7 protein-coding genes and 1 pseudogene are annotated in these 17,339 nt (G+C 39.2%); 6 read left to right on the top strand and 2 right to left on the bottom strand.

Features of this window, described 5'->3' with window-relative positions:
• The first annotated feature begins 7 nt into the window (after positions 1–7).
• From HG267_RS17420 to HG267_RS41930, 5 genes and pseudogenes are all read left to right on the top strand, one after another.
• A complete protein-coding gene (locus HG267_RS17420; protein WP_045869968.1) occupies positions 8–5,425 on the top strand; it encodes an ATP-binding sensor histidine kinase in 5,418 nt (1,805 codons plus the stop codon).
• Between the two features lie 76 nt (positions 5,426–5,501).
• Positions 5,502–11,297, top strand: a complete 5,796-nt coding sequence (locus HG267_RS17425; protein WP_045869967.1) for an ATP-binding sensor histidine kinase — start codon at positions 5,502–5,504, stop codon at positions 11,295–11,297.
• Positions 11,298–11,371: 74 nt separating this feature from the next.
• Positions 11,372–12,098 (top strand): annotated as a pseudogene (locus HG267_RS41920) (serine/threonine protein kinase); the annotation flags it as partial.
• A gap of 30 nt (positions 12,099–12,128) precedes the next feature.
• Complete coding sequence (locus tag HG267_RS41925; RefSeq protein ID WP_375539727.1) at positions 12,129–13,253, top strand: ATP-binding protein; 1,125 nt, start codon at positions 12,129–12,131, stop codon at positions 13,251–13,253.
• Between the two features lie 208 nt (positions 13,254–13,461).
• Positions 13,462–13,995, top strand: coding sequence for a hypothetical protein (locus HG267_RS41930; protein WP_375539726.1), 534 nt, complete (start codon positions 13,462–13,464; stop codon positions 13,993–13,995).
• A gap of 193 nt (positions 13,996–14,188) precedes the next feature.
• On the opposite strand, the gene rsmG is transcribed toward HG267_RS41930, so the two are convergent.
• Together rsmG and HG267_RS17440 are read right to left on the bottom strand one after the other, a co-directional pair.
• Entirely contained in the window at positions 14,189–14,926 is a 738-nt protein-coding gene (rsmG, locus tag HG267_RS17435; protein ID WP_045869966.1) for a 16S rRNA (guanine(527)-N(7))-methyltransferase RsmG, read from the bottom strand.
• 243 nt (positions 14,927–15,169) lie between these two features.
• Positions 15,170–15,844 carry an ABC transporter ATP-binding protein gene (locus HG267_RS17440; protein ID WP_045869965.1) on the bottom strand — a complete coding sequence of 225 codons (675 nt, stop codon included), beginning with the start codon at positions 15,842–15,844 and terminating at the stop codon, positions 15,170–15,172.
• Between the two features lie 391 nt (positions 15,845–16,235).
• On the opposite strand from HG267_RS17440, the gene HG267_RS17445 reads away from it, so the two are divergent.
• Entirely contained in the window at positions 16,236–17,168 is a 933-nt protein-coding gene (locus HG267_RS17445) for a Sll0314/Alr1548 family TPR repeat-containing protein (RefSeq protein WP_045869964.1), read from the top strand.
• Positions 17,169–17,339: the final 171 nt, after the last annotated feature.

A 17,339-nucleotide genomic window follows, 5' to 3' on the forward strand; every position in this document is an offset into this window, starting at 1 on the left:
GCGCAATATGTTAAGCAACCTTGTTAGTATTCCTGGATATCGCATTAGTGAAGAACTCTACAATGGTTCAAGAACAATAGTTTATCGCGCAGTTAGAGAAAGCGACTCACTACCAGTAGTCATCAAACTACTAAAAAATCCTTATCCCAGCTTTAGCGAACTGTTGTTATTTCGCAATCAATACACCATTGGCAAAAATCTCGACTCACCCCTGATTATTCAAACCTATAGCCTAGAACCGTTTCAAAACGGCTATATGTTAGTCATGGAAGACTTTGGCGGGATTTCTCTCAAGGATTATTTCAGTAAAAATCAGCGTGTCCCATCTTTAGAGGAGTTTTTAGAAATAGCGATCGCACTCTGCGACACCTTAGACTTACTCTACCACGAGCGCATTATTCATAAAGATATTAAACCCAGCAATATCTTAATTAACCCCGACACCAAACAAGTTAAATTAATTGACTTTAGTATTGCTTCTCTTCTACCCAGAGAAACTCAAACCCTAGTTAATCCCAATGTTTTAGAAGGAACAATCGCTTATATATCTCCCGAACAAACAGGGAGAATGAATCGGGGAATTGATTATCGCACAGATTTTTATTCTCTGGGTGTGACATTCTATGAATTACTCATAGGTGAGTTACCCTTTGTATCTCATGATGCGATGGAGTTAGTACATTCTCATATTGCTAAAACTGCACCTTTAGTACATGAAATTAACTCACAAATTCCACCAGCATTATCAGTAATTGTCAACAAATTGATGGCGAAAAATGCTGAAGATAGATATCAAAGTGCGCGGGGATTGAAATTTGATTTAGAAAAATGTCTCAATCAGCTAAGAGAAACTGGTGAAATTCCAAGCTTTGAAATTGCACAGCGTGACTTGTGCGATCGCTTCATCATTCCCGACAAACTTTATGGTAGAGAAGCGGAAGTTCAAACTCTACTAGAAGCATTTGAGAGAGTCAGCCAAGGCGCAACAGAAATGATGCTAGTAGCGGGTTTTTCAGGAATTGGGAAAACAGCCGTTGTTAACGAAGTGCATAAACCAATCCTGAGACAACGCGGCTACTTTATCAAAGGTAAATATGACCAATTCAACCGCAATATTCCCTTCTCTGCATTTGTGCAAGCTTTTCGTGATTTAATGGGGCAATTATTGACTGAAAGTGATATTCAAATTCAGCAATGGAAACATAAAATATTAGATGCTCTTGGTGAAAATGGACAAGTAATCGTTGAAGTAATTCCCGAATTAGAAAATATTATTGGCACACAGCCACCATCTCAAGAATTATCAGGAACAGCCGCCGAGAATCGCTTTAATTTATTATTTCAAAAATTCACCCAAGTCTTTACAACTAAAGAACATCCTTTAGTGATGTTTCTCGATGATTTACAATGGGCTGATTCAGCATCATTAAAGTTAATGCAGCTATTAATGGCTGATACAGGTCATCTTTTCATTATTGGTGCATATCGTGATAACGAAGTTCATCCAGGACATCCATTATTATTGACATTGAGTGAAATTCAAAAAACATCAGCTATTTTTAATAAAATTACTTTAGCGCCCTTGAGTAAAAAACAAGTAAATTACCTTGTCGCTGACACACTAAAATGTTCAGAATATATCGCAGGTAATCTTTCAGGATTAATATTTCAAAAAACTCAAGGCAATCCGTTTTTTGCTACCCAGTTTATTAAAGCATTATATCAGGAAAATATCATTTATTTTGATTTTGAATTGGGCTGTTGGCAATGTGATATTTACCAAGTGACAATGCAAGCAGTTACAGATGATGTTGTGGCTTTTATGAGTTTGCAATTGCGGAAACTGCCCTCATCAACTCAAGAAATATTGCAGTTAGCAGCTTGTATTGGCAATTCTTTTGATTTAGCAACTTTAGCGATTGTTTCCGAACAATCGGAAATTGAAGCAGCAGCCTGTTTATGGAAAGCATTACAAGAAGGGTTGATTGTACCAATTGGTGATGTTTATAAATTTTATGTTGGGCAAGAAACTCTACTACCTCCTTCAGCAAATCAACAGAATGTTGCCTACAAATTTCTACACGATCGCATTCAACAAGCTGCTTATTCCCTAATTCCTGATGAGCAAAAACAGAAAACTCACTATCAAATTGGTCAACTGCTACGGCAACAGATTCATCCAGATGCAAGAGTTGAACGCATTTTTGAAATCGTCAATCAATTAAATTATGGAACTTCTTTAATTAGCGAACAAACACAACGAATAGAACTAGCACAACTGAACCTCATCGCCTGTCGCAAAGCCAAAAATTCTACCGCTTATAAAGCAGCCCGTGAATATGCCACAGTGGGATTATCTTTTTTGGGAGAACAGACTTGGCAACAGCAATATGAAATGAGTCTCACCTTCCATGAACTAGCGGCGGAGGTAGCAATGTTATGCGGTGACTTTGAGGTAATGGAAGAATTGATTGATGCTGTCATCCACCAGACACATTCTTTGCTAGAGCAAGTTAGTGTTTACTGTTTGAGAATTCAAGCCAAAATTTCCCAGCATCAACTTATTGAAGCACTGGCAATTGGGATTGAGCTTCTACAAAAGTTGGGCATAACAATCAACGAATCATCTACACCAGAAGATATTCAACAGTCAATTCAAGAAATTAATAATCTGATTGGAGATAGGAAAATCAAAGATTTCATTCATCTCCCCAGGATGATAGATGATAACATTATTGCTATTTTCCAGATTACCAGTAGCATTATTTCAGCAGCTTACATCTGTGGATCTCCCTTGTTCCCATTATTGACTGCCCTCTCAGTTAAATTATCCCTGACCTATGGAAACATATCTGATTCACCCAAATACTATGCTGGCTATGGCATTGTTATCTGTAATCTTTTACAAGATATAGATTTGGCGACAGAATTTGGCCAGTTAGCATTGGATATGGTCTTAAAATTTGATGCCAAAGTGACTAAACCTGAAGTGTTAATGTTGCAGGGAGGGTTTATTCTCCACCGCAAATCTCACATCAGAGAAACGTTACCACTCTTGAGCGAGAGCTATACAACTGCTCTAGAAGTAGGAAACCTGCAATTTCTTGGAAATGCTGGACATTGTTTCTGCCTGAATGCTTTTTGGTGCGGTCAGCCCCTTACCACTGTAGAACAGGATACACAAAATTACTACAAGGGTTTGATGCAATCTAACCAATTAACAACTGCCAATTACTGCCGCATCTATTGGCAATCTGTGTTAAATTTGCTTGGCTTTGCGAATTACCCTACCATTTTATCTGGTTCAGCACTGCAAGAGACAGAATTTCAGCCACTGCTGCGATCTGCAAATGACCTGTTTGGGTTGTATTACTTCTATTTGTATAAGCTAATGCTTTGCTTTTTGTTTGGGGAATTTGAGCAAGCTAACAACTATACCCTGGAGTGCAGGAACTATTTAATGGCGGCTGGAGGAACAGTCGGTACACCTGTATTTTATTTTTATGATTCTTTGATTGCCATAGCAGAGTTAAGTCAACTCTCAGATGAGGTATCAACAGTATTAGAACGGGTGGAAAAAAATCAAACTCAATTACAGCTATGGGCGCACTATGCACCCATGAATCACCAGCATAAATTTGATTTGGTGGAGGCAGAAAAATGTCGTGTTTTAGGACAAAAAGCCGAAGCAGGTGAACTGTACGATCAGGCAATTTCTGGGGCAAAAGCCAACGAATACATCCAAGAAGAAGCACTAGCTAACGAAATCGCCGCAAAGTTCTACTTAAGTTGGGACAAACAGCGCATAGCACAAGAATATATGATAGAAGCTTACTATGCCTATGCCCGTTGGGGAACAAAAGCCAAAGTTGCCGACTTAGAACAACGCCATCCCCAATTACTCGCGCCTATATTACAGCAAACTCGTGGGGCTTTTTCTGCGAACGAAACTCTCTTTCTCTTGGGGACTGTGACATCCACAAGTTCTTCCAGTTCTAGCAGCAGTGTCTCAGATACCTTAGATTTAACAGCAATTCTGAAAGCATCTCAAACTATATCCGGTGAAATCGAACTAGACAAACTGCTGTCATCATTGCTTTCCATCGTGATTGAAAATGCCGGGGCTGATAAATGTGTGTTAATGCTCTTGCAAGACAATCATTTACTAATTCAAGGTTCAATTACTCAGGGTTCTGAGCCAATTGTGTTGCAAAGTCTTGCCATTGCAGACAGCCCGGATATTCCCCACAAACTCATTTACAAAGTCAAGCATAGTCAACAAACTGTAGTATTGTTGGATGCAACCGCAGATATGAATTTCGCCAACGATCCTTATATTATCCGTCAGCAGCCTCAGAGTGTTTTGTGCAGCCCGATTTTAAATCAAGGTAAATTGCTGGGGATTTTATATCTAGAAAATAATTTAGTGACGGGGGCGTTTAAGAGCGATGGCTCCGCCAACGCCAAGGGCGAACGCATCGAACTACTCAACCTCATCTGCGCCCAAGCCGCAATTTCCCTAGAAAATGCCCAACTTTATCAACGTTCTCAGGAATATGCCCAAGAATTAGAACAAGCATTACATAATTTACAACAAGCCCAATTACAAATCGTCCAAAGTGAAAAAATGTCTGCATTGGGTAACTTAGTTGCTGGTGTCGCTCACGAAATGAATAATCCTTTGGGTTTTCTTGCTGCTACTCTCAAACAAGCTAAACCCACCTTTGCTGATATTATTGAACATTTGAAAATCTATCAACAAACTCTAAGCGATAAAACTGAAGAAATCCTCGACCACGAGTCAGAAATTGACTTGGAATACAGCTTAGAAGACTTGCCTAAAATGCTCGATTCCATGACAATGGCTTGCGATCGGCTCAAAAACATTAGCACTTCTCTACGGACTTTTTCCCGTGCTGATAGAGACTATAAAGTACCATTTAATCTTCATGAAGGCATTAATAGCACAATTTTAATTCTCAAACATCGTCTCAAAGCTAACGAACAATGTCCCGCGATTGAGGTAATTACTAATTACAGTGATTTACCACAAATTGAATGTTTTCCTGGGCAATTAAATCAGGTATTTATGAATATTTTAGCTAATGCCATTGATGCATTAGAGGAATCGAATCACGGACGCAATCTTGAAGAAATTAAAGCTCATCCTAACTCCATTACAATTACTACATCGATAGTAGATAAATACGTAAAAATCTCGATTTTAGATAATGGTAAAGGTATGAGCGAAGAAATAAAACACAAAATCTTTGACCATTTATTTACTACTAAAGCTGTCGGTAAAGGCACAGGTTTAGGTTTGGTTATAGCTAAACAAATTGTCGAAGAAAAACACGGAGGTCAGTTATCTTGCCAATCTATTATCGGTGAAGGTACTGAATTTATCATTGAAATACCAGTGTAAATCTTAGCTTTCACGTTTAGATAAATTCAGCTATCTGGGAATACTAGATTGAGAAATCATCAGAATAAGCGCAATTATGGTTAGCACTCTTGTCAGTATTCCCGGATATCGCATTATTGAAGAACTCTACAATGGTTCGAGAACAATAGTTTATCGCGCAGTTCGAGAAACTGACTCAGTACCAGTAGTCATTAAACTGCTGAAAAATCCCTATCCCAGCTTTAGCGAACTCTTATTATTTCGCAATCAATACACCATTGGTAAAAATCTCAACTCACCCCTGATTATTCAAACCTATAGCCTTGACGCAATCAATAATGGCTATATGTTAGTCATGGAAGACTTTGGCGGAATTTCTCTCAAGGATTATTTTACTAAAAATCAGAGTCTCCCATCTTTAGCGGAATTTTTAGCGATTGCGATCGCACTCTGCGACACCCTCAACTTACTCTATCATGAGCGCATTATTCATAAAGATATTAAACCCAGCAATATCTTAATCAATCCCGAAACCAAACAAATTAAATTAATTGACTTTAGTATTGCTTCTCTTCTACCCAGAGAAACCCAAACCCTCATTAAAACTAATGTCTTAGAAGGAACATTAGCTTACATTTCTCCAGAACAAACAGGGAGAATGAACCGAGTAATTGATTACCGAACAGACTTCTATTCACTGGGTGTAAATCTTTATGAATTACTCACAGGGGAGTTACCCTTTGCATCTAGTGACCCGATGGAATTAGTGCATTGTCATATCGCCAAAACAGCACCATTAGTACATAAAATTAACCCACAAATTCCTTCTATACTGTCAGCAATTGTCAGCAAATTGATGGCGAAAAATGCTGAAGATAGATATCAAAGTGCATTGGGATTAAAATATGATTTAGAAAATTGTTTATCGCAACTCCAAGAAACTGGTGAGATAGAGGACTTTGCAATTGCTACTAGGGATGTGTGCGATCGCTTCATCATTCCTGATAAACTCTATGGACGAGACACGGAAGTACAAACCTTACTGCTAGCCTTTGAGCGTGTCAGTCAAGGCACAACAGAAATGATGCTGGTGGCTGGTTTTTCGGGAATTGGAAAAACAGCCGTTGTTAATGAAGTGCATAAACCAATTGTTAGACAACGCGGTTATTTTATTAAAGGTAAATACGACCAATTTAATCGCAATATTCCTTTAAGTGCATTTGTGCAAGCATTCCGCGATTTAATGGGGCAATTATTAACCGAAAGTGAAGCTAAAATTCAGCAATGGAAACACAAAATATTAGAGGCTGTGGGTGACAATGGTCAAGTAATCATTGAAGTTATACCCGAACTAGCTAGAATTATTGGCGAACAACCCCCAGCAGTAGAATTATCAGGAACAGAGGCCGAAAATCGCTTTAACTTATTATTTCAAAAATTTACCCAAGTATTTACCAGTGTTGAACATCCCTTAGTGATGTTTTTAGATGATTTGCAATGGGCAGATTCAGCATCACTGAAGTTAATGCAGTTATTAATAACTGATACCAGTCATCTATTATTAATTGCTGCATACCGAGATAACGAAGTCCCACCAGGACATCCATTAATGTTGACTTTGAGTGATATTCAAAAAAAACAGGCCAAGATTAATACAATTACTTTAGCAGCACTAACTCAAAAAAAAGTAAATCAGTTAGTGGCTGATACACTCAAGTGTGCAGAAGAACTAGCAGAACATCTTTCAGAATTAATCTATCAAAAGACTAAAGGAAATCCATTTTTTGCCACACAGTTTCTCAAAGCATTACATGAAGATGGATTAATTCAATTTAACTTTGAGTTAGGCTGTTGGCAATGTGATATTGCCCAGGTAAAAACTCAAGCAGTGACAGATGATGTGGTTGCTTTTATGAGTTTGCAACTACAAAAACTACCTTTATCAACTCAATCTGTATTGCAGTTAGCCGCTTGTATTGGCAACTCCTTTGATTTAAATACTTTAGCCATTGTTTCACAACAATCTCAAATTGAAACAGCATCTGCTTTGTGGAAAGCATTACAAGAAGGTTTGATTTTACCTGTGAATGATGTTTATAAGTTTTATGTCGGACAAGCAACCCAATCACAGACATTAGAAAATCAAGAAACTGTCACCTACAAATTTTTACATGACCGCGTACAACAAGCAGCTTATTCACTAATTGCTGATGAGGAAAAACAAAGCACTCACCTGCAAATAGGTCAACTATTATTACAAAATTCTCCCCCCAGCGAAAGGGAAGAACGATTATTTGATATTGTCAATCATTTAAATTTCGGTATTGCTCTAGTTACCACACTTCCAGAGCGAGAACATTTAGCTGAATTAAATCTTGCGGCGGGACGCAAAGCTAAAACAGCCAACGCCCATAGTGCAGCCATTAACTATTTAGGTATAGGGATAGAACTGTTACCTGCAACTGCTTGGGAAAGTCATTATCCCCTGACTCTGGCACTGTATGAAGAAATTGCGGAAGCCAGCTATGTCAAAACCGATTTTGAGCAGATGGAACAGTGGGCTAGTGTGGTATTGCAACAAGCTCATACGTTGCTGGATACGATCAAAGTCCAACAAGCTAGGATTTTAGGTGCTAAAGCTCAGGGGCAATTCTTATATGCCGTTGAGATTGGATTACAGGTGTTACGCTCTTTGGGAATTGAATTTCCCGAACAACCCAATGAGGCAGATATTGGACAGGCTTTTGCTCTAACGCGATCGCTCTGGGCAGATAAATCACCTCTAGAATTGCTCGATCTACCAACTATGAGCAATCCACATCTGTTAGCGGCGATGGAGCTTTTGACAGTTCTTGTCCCTGCTGCTTATATGGGTTCTCCTAACTTCATGCCATTAATGATTGGTAAGCAAATCGAATTATCTATCCAGTCTGGTAATTGCCCTAGTTCTATATTTTCTTATGTCGATTATGGCTTAGTGCTGTGTGGTATTGTTGGCGATATTGACAACGGTTATTTATTTGGTGAGTTAGCTTTGAGCCTCTTAGAGCGAATTCAACTGAGTCGCTTTAAATCGAGAAGTTGGTATGTGGTTTATCACTTCATCAAACATTGGAAAACTCCCTTAGCTGAAATTTTACTGCCATTGCAAGAAGCTTATAGCAGTGGGTTAGAAACTGGAGAGGTAGAAACGGCTTGTTTTAATGCAGCAGCATATTGTTATTACAGCTATCACACAGGGCAGGAATTAACCGAACTTGCCCAGAAGATGAATACCTATCTTCATACTATTCATCAATACAAGCAAACAGGAACAGGCTATTGGCTAGAAATTTATCAACAAACTGTATTCAATTTATTGGGACGCGCAGAAGTACCATATCACCTGATTGGGACAATATTTGATTTGCACAAATCTCTTCCCGAACTGCAAGCGACTAATCAACGCAGTGCTTTGCTGATGGCGCACCTCAACCAAATGTTTCTCTATTATTTGTTTGGGAAGGAAGCGGAAGCTATTGAGTCATCTGCCCAAGCTGCCCAATACATAGACGGTGGGGTAGCAATGTTTGTCATTCCCCTTTACTCTTTTTATGATGCGCTGATTCAATTAACCCAGTATGCAGCAGCATCCACAAAAGAGCGTCAGACAATCTTGCTACGAGTACAACAACATCAAGACAAATTACAACATTGGGCAACTTTGGCTGCTTGTAATCATCGCCATCGCTGGGAATTAGTTGCAGCCGAACATTACCGGGTATTAGGTAACAAAATTGAGGCGATTGAATGTTACGATCGCGCTATTTTCTTAGCCAAAGAAAACAAATTTATTCAGGATGAAGCTTTAGCTAACGAACTGGCTGCCAAATTTTATCTCGATTGGAGTAGAGAAAAATTTGCCCTTTTGTATATGCAGGAAGCTTATTATTGTTATAGTCATTGGGGAGCAAAAGCGAAAGTAGAGGATTTAGAAAAACGTTATCCCCAGCTACTCAAAACGATCATCGAACAAAGACAGATTAACCTTAATCCTTGGGAAACTATTACCTCTGTTACCCTTCCTGTAAAATTTGTATCTGATCAAAGTGACAAAACTGGTACTAGTATTGCCGATGTCCTAGATTTTAACAGTATACTCAAAGCAGCTCAAACTATTTCTAGCAAAATCGAATTAGATGAGTTAATTACTAACCTCACCCAAATTATTCTCCAAAATTCTGGGGCTGATAAGTCTGCATTAATTCTCAATCAGGATGATGTTTTACAAATTCGTGCCATTACCTCAATTAATGAGCAAATAAATTCTCTACAAACAACAATTGCCACACAATTACTTGATGATTGTCGAGATGTCCCTGTCAAGATGATTAATTATGTCAAAAATACTCAACAAACAATCGTTATAGATAATTGCCAAACAGATTTCCCTGGGCTAATTGCAGAATATATGCTCACATATCAACCCCAGAGTGTCTTATGTACACCCATTATTAATCAAGGTAATTTGGTAGGCATACTCTATCTTGAAAGTCGTGCAGCAGCAGGAGTATTTACTAAAGAACGTTTACAAGTTATTCAGATACTTTCTGCTCAAGCAGCCATAGCATTAGAAAATGCTCGGCTTTACCAACAAATGCAAGAAGCGATGGAAAAAGCATTACTCAATCAAATTTCAATTGATCAAACAAATGTTTCTGTCTGGTGGATTGAGCCAGATGGTCGGATTTTTTATGTAAATGATGCTACTTGCAAAGGTTTGGGATATCGTAAAGAAGAGATGATTAGTAAATACATTTTTGACTTCGATCCTGTTTTTCCGAAAGAATCATGGCCGGAGCATTGGCAAGATATTTGTCAACAAGGTTCGTTTACTATTGAAAGCTACCATCGCCATAAATCTGGCAATATTTATCCTGTTGAAGTCACTGTTAACTATGTAAAATTTAAAGACAAGGAATACAATTTTGTGTTTACTAAAGATATTAGTGAACGCAAGCAAGCCGAAGCTGAAATTCTCCAAAAGTCACAAGAATTAACTAAAGCTTTGCAGAATTTACAACAAGCAAATTTACAAATTGTCCAAAGTGAAAAAATGTCTGCATTGGGTAATCTTGTTGCGGGGGTTGCTCATGAAATGAATAATCCTCTGGGTTTTATTTATGCCACACTACAACAAACTAAACCTGCGTTGACAGATATTGTCCAACATCTGCAACTATATCAAGAAACTCTACCAAATCCCAGTGATAAAATTAGAAACCATGCTCAGGAAATTGATTTAGATTATAGCTTAGAAGATTTACCTCAGATGCTTGATGCAATGGTCATGGCTTGCGATCGCCTAAAAAATATCAGCACCAGTCTTCGTACTTTCTCAAGGGCAGATAAAGATTACAAAGTCCTGTTTAATATTCATGAAGGCATCGACAGTACAATTTTAATTCTCAAACATCGTCTCAAAGCTAATGAACAACGTCCAGCGATAAAAGTCTTGACTGAGTATGGTGATTTACCCCAAGTTGAATGTTTTCCTGGGCAATTAAATCAGGTATTTATGAATATTCTTGCCAATGCCATTGATGCTTTAGATGAATCGAATCACGGACGGAGTTTTGAGGACATTAAAGTTAATTCTAACTCCATTACAATTACCACATCAATAGTAGATAAATACGTCAAAATTTCAATTGCAGATAATGGTAAGGGGATGAGCGAAGAAGTAAAACACAAAATCTTTGACCATTTATTTACTACTAAAGCTGTCGGTAAAGGTACAGGCTTAGGGCTGGCTATAGCTAAAAAAATTGTCGAAGAAACCCACGGTGGGAAGTTGTCTTGCCAATCTACCCTCAGTAAAGGTACTGCATTTATTATTGAAATCCCTGTGTAAATTGTACATTCAATTTATAAATAAATTCGTCTATCTGGGAATACTAGATTGAGAAAATAACAAATGAGCGTAATATGGTTAGCACTCTTGTCAGTATTCCTGGATATCGCATTAGTGAAAAAATTTACAATGGTTCGAGAACAATAGTTTATCGCGCAGTTCGGGAAAGCGACTCAGTAGCAGTAGTCATAAAACTACTAAAAAATCCCTATCCCAGCTTTAGCGAATTGTTACTATTTCGTAATCAATACACCATTGGTAAAAATCTCCACTCACCTCTAATTATCCAAACCTATAGCCTGGAAGCTTTGCAAAATGGCTATATGTTAGTTATGGAAGACTTTGGGGGAATTTCTCTCAAGGATTATTTTACAAAAAATCAGAGTGTTACATCTTTAGAGGAGTTTTTAGTTTTAGCGATCGCACTCTGTGACATCCTCGACTTACTCTACCATGAGCGAATTATTCATAAAGATATCAAACCCAGCTATCTTAATTAACCCCCAAACCAAACAAGTTAAATTAATCGACTTTAGTATCGCATCACTATTACCCAGAGAAACCCAAACCCTAGTTAACCCCAACGTTTTAGAAGGGACACTCGCTTACATTTCTCCAGAACAAACCGGGAGAATGAATCGGGGTATTGACTATCGCACAGATTTTTATTCCTTGGGTGTAACTTTTTATGAATTGCTCACAGGAGAATTACCATTTGCATCAAATGACCCAATGGAATTGGTACATTCCCATCTTGCGAAAATTCTGCCATTAATACATACAATTAATCCGCACATCCCTACTGCTATCTCAAAAATTGTCAGCAAGTTGATGGCGAAAAATGCTGAAGATAGATATCAAAGTGCCTTGGGATTAAAATTTGATTTAGAAGAATGTCTCTTTCATCTCAGAGAAACTGGTGAGATTAGAGACTTTGAAATTGCGAGTCGGGATGTGTGCGATCGCTTCATCATTCCCGATAAACTGTATGGCAGAGACAAGGAAGTTAAAACCCTACTAGAAGCATTTGAGAGAGTAAGTCAGGGTGTAACCGAAATGATTCTGGTGGCTGGCTTTTCGGGAATTGGGAAAACCGCCGTCGTCAACGAAGTGCATAAACCCATTGTCAGACAGCGCGGCTATTTTATTAAAGGTAAATATGACCAGTTTCAAAGGAATATTCCTTTCAGTGCCTTTGTCCAAGCATTCCGCGATTTAATGGGGCAATTATTGACTGAAAGTGATGTACAAATTCAGCAATGGCGAAATAAAATATTAGAGGCTGTTGGAGACAATGGACAAGTCATTATTGAAGTAATTCCCGAACTAGAAAACATTATTGGTATACAACCCCCAGCTACAGAACTATCAGGAACAGCCGCCCAAAATCGCTTTAATTTATTATTTCAAAAATTCACCCAAGTCTTTACCAGCAAAGAACATCCCTTAGTGATGTTTTTGGATGACTTACAGTGGGCTGATTCTGCATCACTTAAGTTAATGCAGCTATTAATGGCTGATACCAAGCATCTTTTCATTATTGGAGCCTACCGTGATAACGAAGTCAGTCACGGACATCCATTATTGATGACATTGAGTGAAATTCAAAAGACGCAAGCCACAATTAACACAATTACTTTAGCACCATTAAGTAATGTACAAGTAAATAAATTAGTAGCTGACACACTTAAATGTCCAGAAGAAGTAGCATGGAATATTTCTGTATTAATCTATCAAAAAACAGCAGGTAATCCATTTTTTACTAGCCAATTTATTAAAACATTATATCAAGATGGACTGATTCAATTTGATTTTGGCTTAGGCTGTTGGCAATGTGATATTTCCCAAGTAACAATGCAAGCGGTGACAGATGATGTTGTGGCTTTTATGAGCTTGCAATTACGGAAACTGCCGTCATCAACACAAGAAATCATCAAACTGGCAGCAGCAGTATGAAATGAGTCTTGCATACCATGAAATAGCAGTGGAATTCGCCATGCTGAGTGGTGAGTTTGAGGTGATGGAACAGTTGATTGATACTGTGATCCAATAGACACATTCTTTACTAGAGAAAGTTAATGTTTACCGTTTTAGAATTCAAGCCAAAACTTCCCATCGCCAACTCATTGAAGTGCTGGAAATTGGGATTGAGCTTCTGCAAAATTTGGGTGCACAAATCAACGAATCACCCACACCAGCAGATATTCAACAGTCAATTCAAGAAATTATTGACCTGATTGGCGATCGCCAAGTTGCAGATTTTGTGAACCTCCAGGTGATGACAGATGCAAACAAAATTGCCATTGCCCAGATTGCTAGCAGCATTATGTCAGCAGCGTTCACTAGTGGATCTCCTTTATATCCATTACTAGCTACTTTTTTAGTCAAATTATTCCTCCAATACGGCAATATATCTATTTCTGCAACTAACTATGCTTGCTATAGTTTGGTTGTTTGTAATATGCAACAAAATATAGATTTGGCGGCACAATTTGGGCAATTGTCATTGAATGTGGTATCAAAATTTGATGATAAAACAACTAAACCAGAAGTCTTTTTTCTACTAGGTTGTTTTATTCTCCACCGTACATCTCACCTCAAAGAAACATTAACCCTCTTGCGTGAAGGTTACACACTGGGGCTAGAGGTTGGCAACCTGGAATACGCCGGATATATAGCAATCCTAAATGATTTGTGAAATATTACATGCATGGTTGTTGACTGTTAACCGTTGACAGTCAACAGTCAACAGCCAAAACCGATATTTTTCACAACTGAAATAGGATTGTTATATAGGACTTATATTTGATTAACAACGGGGAAAAAGGCAAAGAAATTGCTTGTGATGGGGATTTAAAGCCCCATCAAGGCTTACCATGTAAAGTACTGACCTAAAGCGGTTTTTGAGTTGGTATACCCACAGCACGGGGAAAGTTAGCTGGCGTAGCTGCTACCTTACGCAGGTATAAACAGTGACGAATACTGTCACTCAGAGGAGTAGTAAATTGTTCTATCGCTGCAATTATCCCACCTAACTGAGCAACAGCATTTTGCAGATCTGTTGTTTCTTCTTCAGTCCAATTCCCTCGGTAAATAACTGCTAAACCTCCAACCTTCAGTAATGGTAGGGCATATTCTGCACAGACAGAAGCAGATCCAACAGCGCGGATTGTCGCCACATCATAACTTTGTCGATGCTGGCGTTGCTGGCCGATTTCTTCAACTCTACCGACAAGAGTTTTGATATTACTCAAACCCAGTGTAGTCAAGATTTTTTCAATAAAAGTAACTTTTTTGCGAGTTGAATCGAGCAGCGTAATTTTACAATTAGCAGATGCGATCGCGATAGGAATCCCTGGAAAACCAGCACCCGTACCAATATCAATCACAGATGCACCCGCTGCTAGAGAATCAATAAATTGCTGCTGTGGCGCAATTCCCCGCAGCGAATCCCAAAGATGCTTCTCCCAAAATTCTTCAGGTTCAGTAATGCGAGTTAAATTAAACTGACTGTTCCCTTCCAGAATTAATTCATAAAGCTGCTGGAATTGTAACTGCTGTTGAGTATTTGGTTGCCAATTGAGAGTTTTTTGCCAGATTTCTGCCATTTCAGGCAATATGTTAGTCATTTGTCATTTGTCATTTGTCATTAGGCATTGGGCATTGGGCATTGGGCATGGGTAATTGGTAATGAGTAGTGAGTCATGAGTAGTGAGTCATGAGTCATGAGTCATGAGTAATGGCTATTCTCCCCTACACCCCTGCTCCCTCATCTCCCTCATCTTCCTCATCCCCCTCATCTCCCAGTCCCCATTACCCCTTATCCCCAGAGGGGGCCCCGAGTTCCCCAGTCCCCAGTACCCAGTCCCCAATCACACCGCCGGCTGGGGTTCTTGAACTTTAGCTTTCAATACCTCGGGATCGACAGATTTGAGTTCACCGTGGTTGAGTGTCCAACAGGAATCTGCGATCGCTAACATATCTCCAGCGTCGTGTGTAACGACAAACAATGTCCAATCTTTCTTCAGCTTTGCCAATAAACTGACTAACTGCCGACGCATTGACCAGTCTAACCCGGCTGTTGGTTCGTCTAATAATAATAAATTTGGCTGGCGAATTAACTGTACCGCCAAAGCTAAACGTCGCTGTTGTCCACCACTCAATGCATGGGGTGATGCTGATAGTGATAAATGCTCTAATCCTACTTCGCTTAATGCTTGCCTAACTCGCTCTGACCCTAGTTCTGGATGCCCTAAGCGTAATTCTTCTAAAATTGTACCGCCGCAGAAGTGCCGTTCTGGGAACTGAAATACTAACCCAGCTAATTGTTGTAGCTGTTCGGAAATCAGTTCTTGTTCGCGCCAGAACACTGCGCCGGATGTAGGTTCAGCTAGTCCAGATAAAATTTCCAATAAAGTACTTTTACCAGAACCGCTAGGGCCAATAATCAAACCCAGCTGTTGCGGTGCTAATTCCAAGTTAATTCCTTTGAGAATCGCTGTGGGGCTGGCTGTTGGGTGATAAACCAGATTTCTAAGATAGAGCATTTGTTAAGATTACCAAAAAGTTGGCGAATAACTGAATCGATGACGCTTAACTACACGCAGAGCAATTAAAAATTTCCCAAAACATTCATAACGCATAACCTGCCTAAAAACCTAATTTCACTGCTAGAGTCATGTACTTGTAACTAGGAGTTACAAGCCTATCTAGCTCAAGTTTTAACACTAAAACAAAAGCCAACCTTCTACTTTTCTCCATTGTGGCAAACTTCCCCCTGAAGAATGGCTACAAGCTTGATGGGAACCTGCAAAAATTAGAGAGGTCGAACTATGTAGAAAATGCTGGCAAAAATCAACCTAAGTACAGATTAATCATTTTTTTGCATTTTAGGTAACATAAACAACTATTTCAACCGCAATTATTCTGAGGGTTACAATGACAAAATGGTTTTCTGCTCCTCAAGCAATTGTGTTTGCGAGAGTCACTAAGATTGCTCAGACAACTTTTGCTGCTGCGATCGCATTCAATTTGGGAATGAACCCAACGCTGGCTGGCGATCCTTTCCGTCCTGACAAACCTCATGAAATTGGGGATAAAACCGAAGCGGCTTTTAAAGCGGTTTTTCAAAAAGGCAACTATCAAGAAGCAGAACGTTACTTAAATCAAGCGATATCCAGCGAACCGAATGAACCTCTAGCCTATGCGATGAAGGCATCTCTAGCCTATGCCAACAAAGATTTCACTTCATTAGACACATACAGTAAAAAAACCCTCGAAACCGGACAAAAATTAATTGAGAAAGACCCACTGCGCGGTAATTTATACACAGCAGTAGGGAATTTCCTAGAGGGAGCAACGATGATCACCCGTGAAGGTGCAGGTGGTGCAGCACAAGCCTTAAGTCGCTTGCGGCAAGTTTACCAATATTTAGATAAAGCAGAAGCAGTTTCAGCCAACGATCCAGAAGTAAACCTCATTAGAGGCTATATGGATTTGCTACTCGCCGTAAACCTGCCTTTTTCTAACCCAGACGAAGCGATTCAACGGCTAGAAAACAATGCTGCTCCTAAATATTTAGCAGATCGGGGGATTGCCCTTGGCTACCGAGATTTAAAAAATTACTCTCAAGCCCTAGAGTACGCCAATCGTGCCTTAAAAAGCACATCTGAAAACCCAGAATTATATTATCTCAAAGCCCAAATCCTCCACGCCCAAGGTAAAAGAGACAACAACCGAGAATTAATTAAAGAAGCGATCGCCAACTTCGACACCGCCTTAAGCAAAAAATCCCAACTCCCAGCCAGCTTAGTCCAACAAATCGAATCCGAACGCAACAATGCGAATAATCGGTTGAAGAGTTTTAGTTAGGAAATGGGCATTGGGCATTGGGCATTGGGCATTGGGCATTGCTAGTTGGGTGTTTGGTATTTGGTATTGTCTACCTCATCCCCCTCATCTCCCTCATCTCCCCAATCCCCAATCCCTAATCCTCAGTCCCCAATCCCCAATCCCCAGTTCCCAATCCCCAATCCTGATATG

Source organism: Tolypothrix sp. PCC 7601 (assembly GCF_025677855.1).
Taxonomy (GTDB): Bacteria; Cyanobacteriota; Cyanobacteriia; order Cyanobacteriales; family Nostocaceae; genus Aulosira; species Aulosira diplosiphon.

Coding starts and splice junctions, on each gene's coding strand:
- HG267_RS17420 (WP_045869968.1), top strand. CDS start 8: ATGTTAAGCAACCTTGTTAGTATTCCTGGATATCGCATTAGTGAAGAA.
- HG267_RS17425 (WP_045869967.1), top strand. CDS start 5,502: ATGGTTAGCACTCTTGTCAGTATTCCCGGATATCGCATTATTGAAGAA.
- HG267_RS41925 (WP_375539727.1), top strand. CDS start 12,129: ATGGCGAAAAATGCTGAAGATAGATATCAAAGTGCCTTGGGATTAAAA.
- rsmG (WP_045869966.1), bottom strand. CDS start 14,926: ATGACTAACATATTGCCTGAAATGGCAGAAATCTGGCAAAAAACTCTC.
- HG267_RS17440 (WP_045869965.1), bottom strand. CDS start 15,844: ATGCTCTATCTTAGAAATCTGGTTTATCACCCAACAGCCAGCCCCACA.
- HG267_RS17445 (WP_045869964.1), top strand. CDS start 16,236: ATGACAAAATGGTTTTCTGCTCCTCAAGCAATTGTGTTTGCGAGAGTC.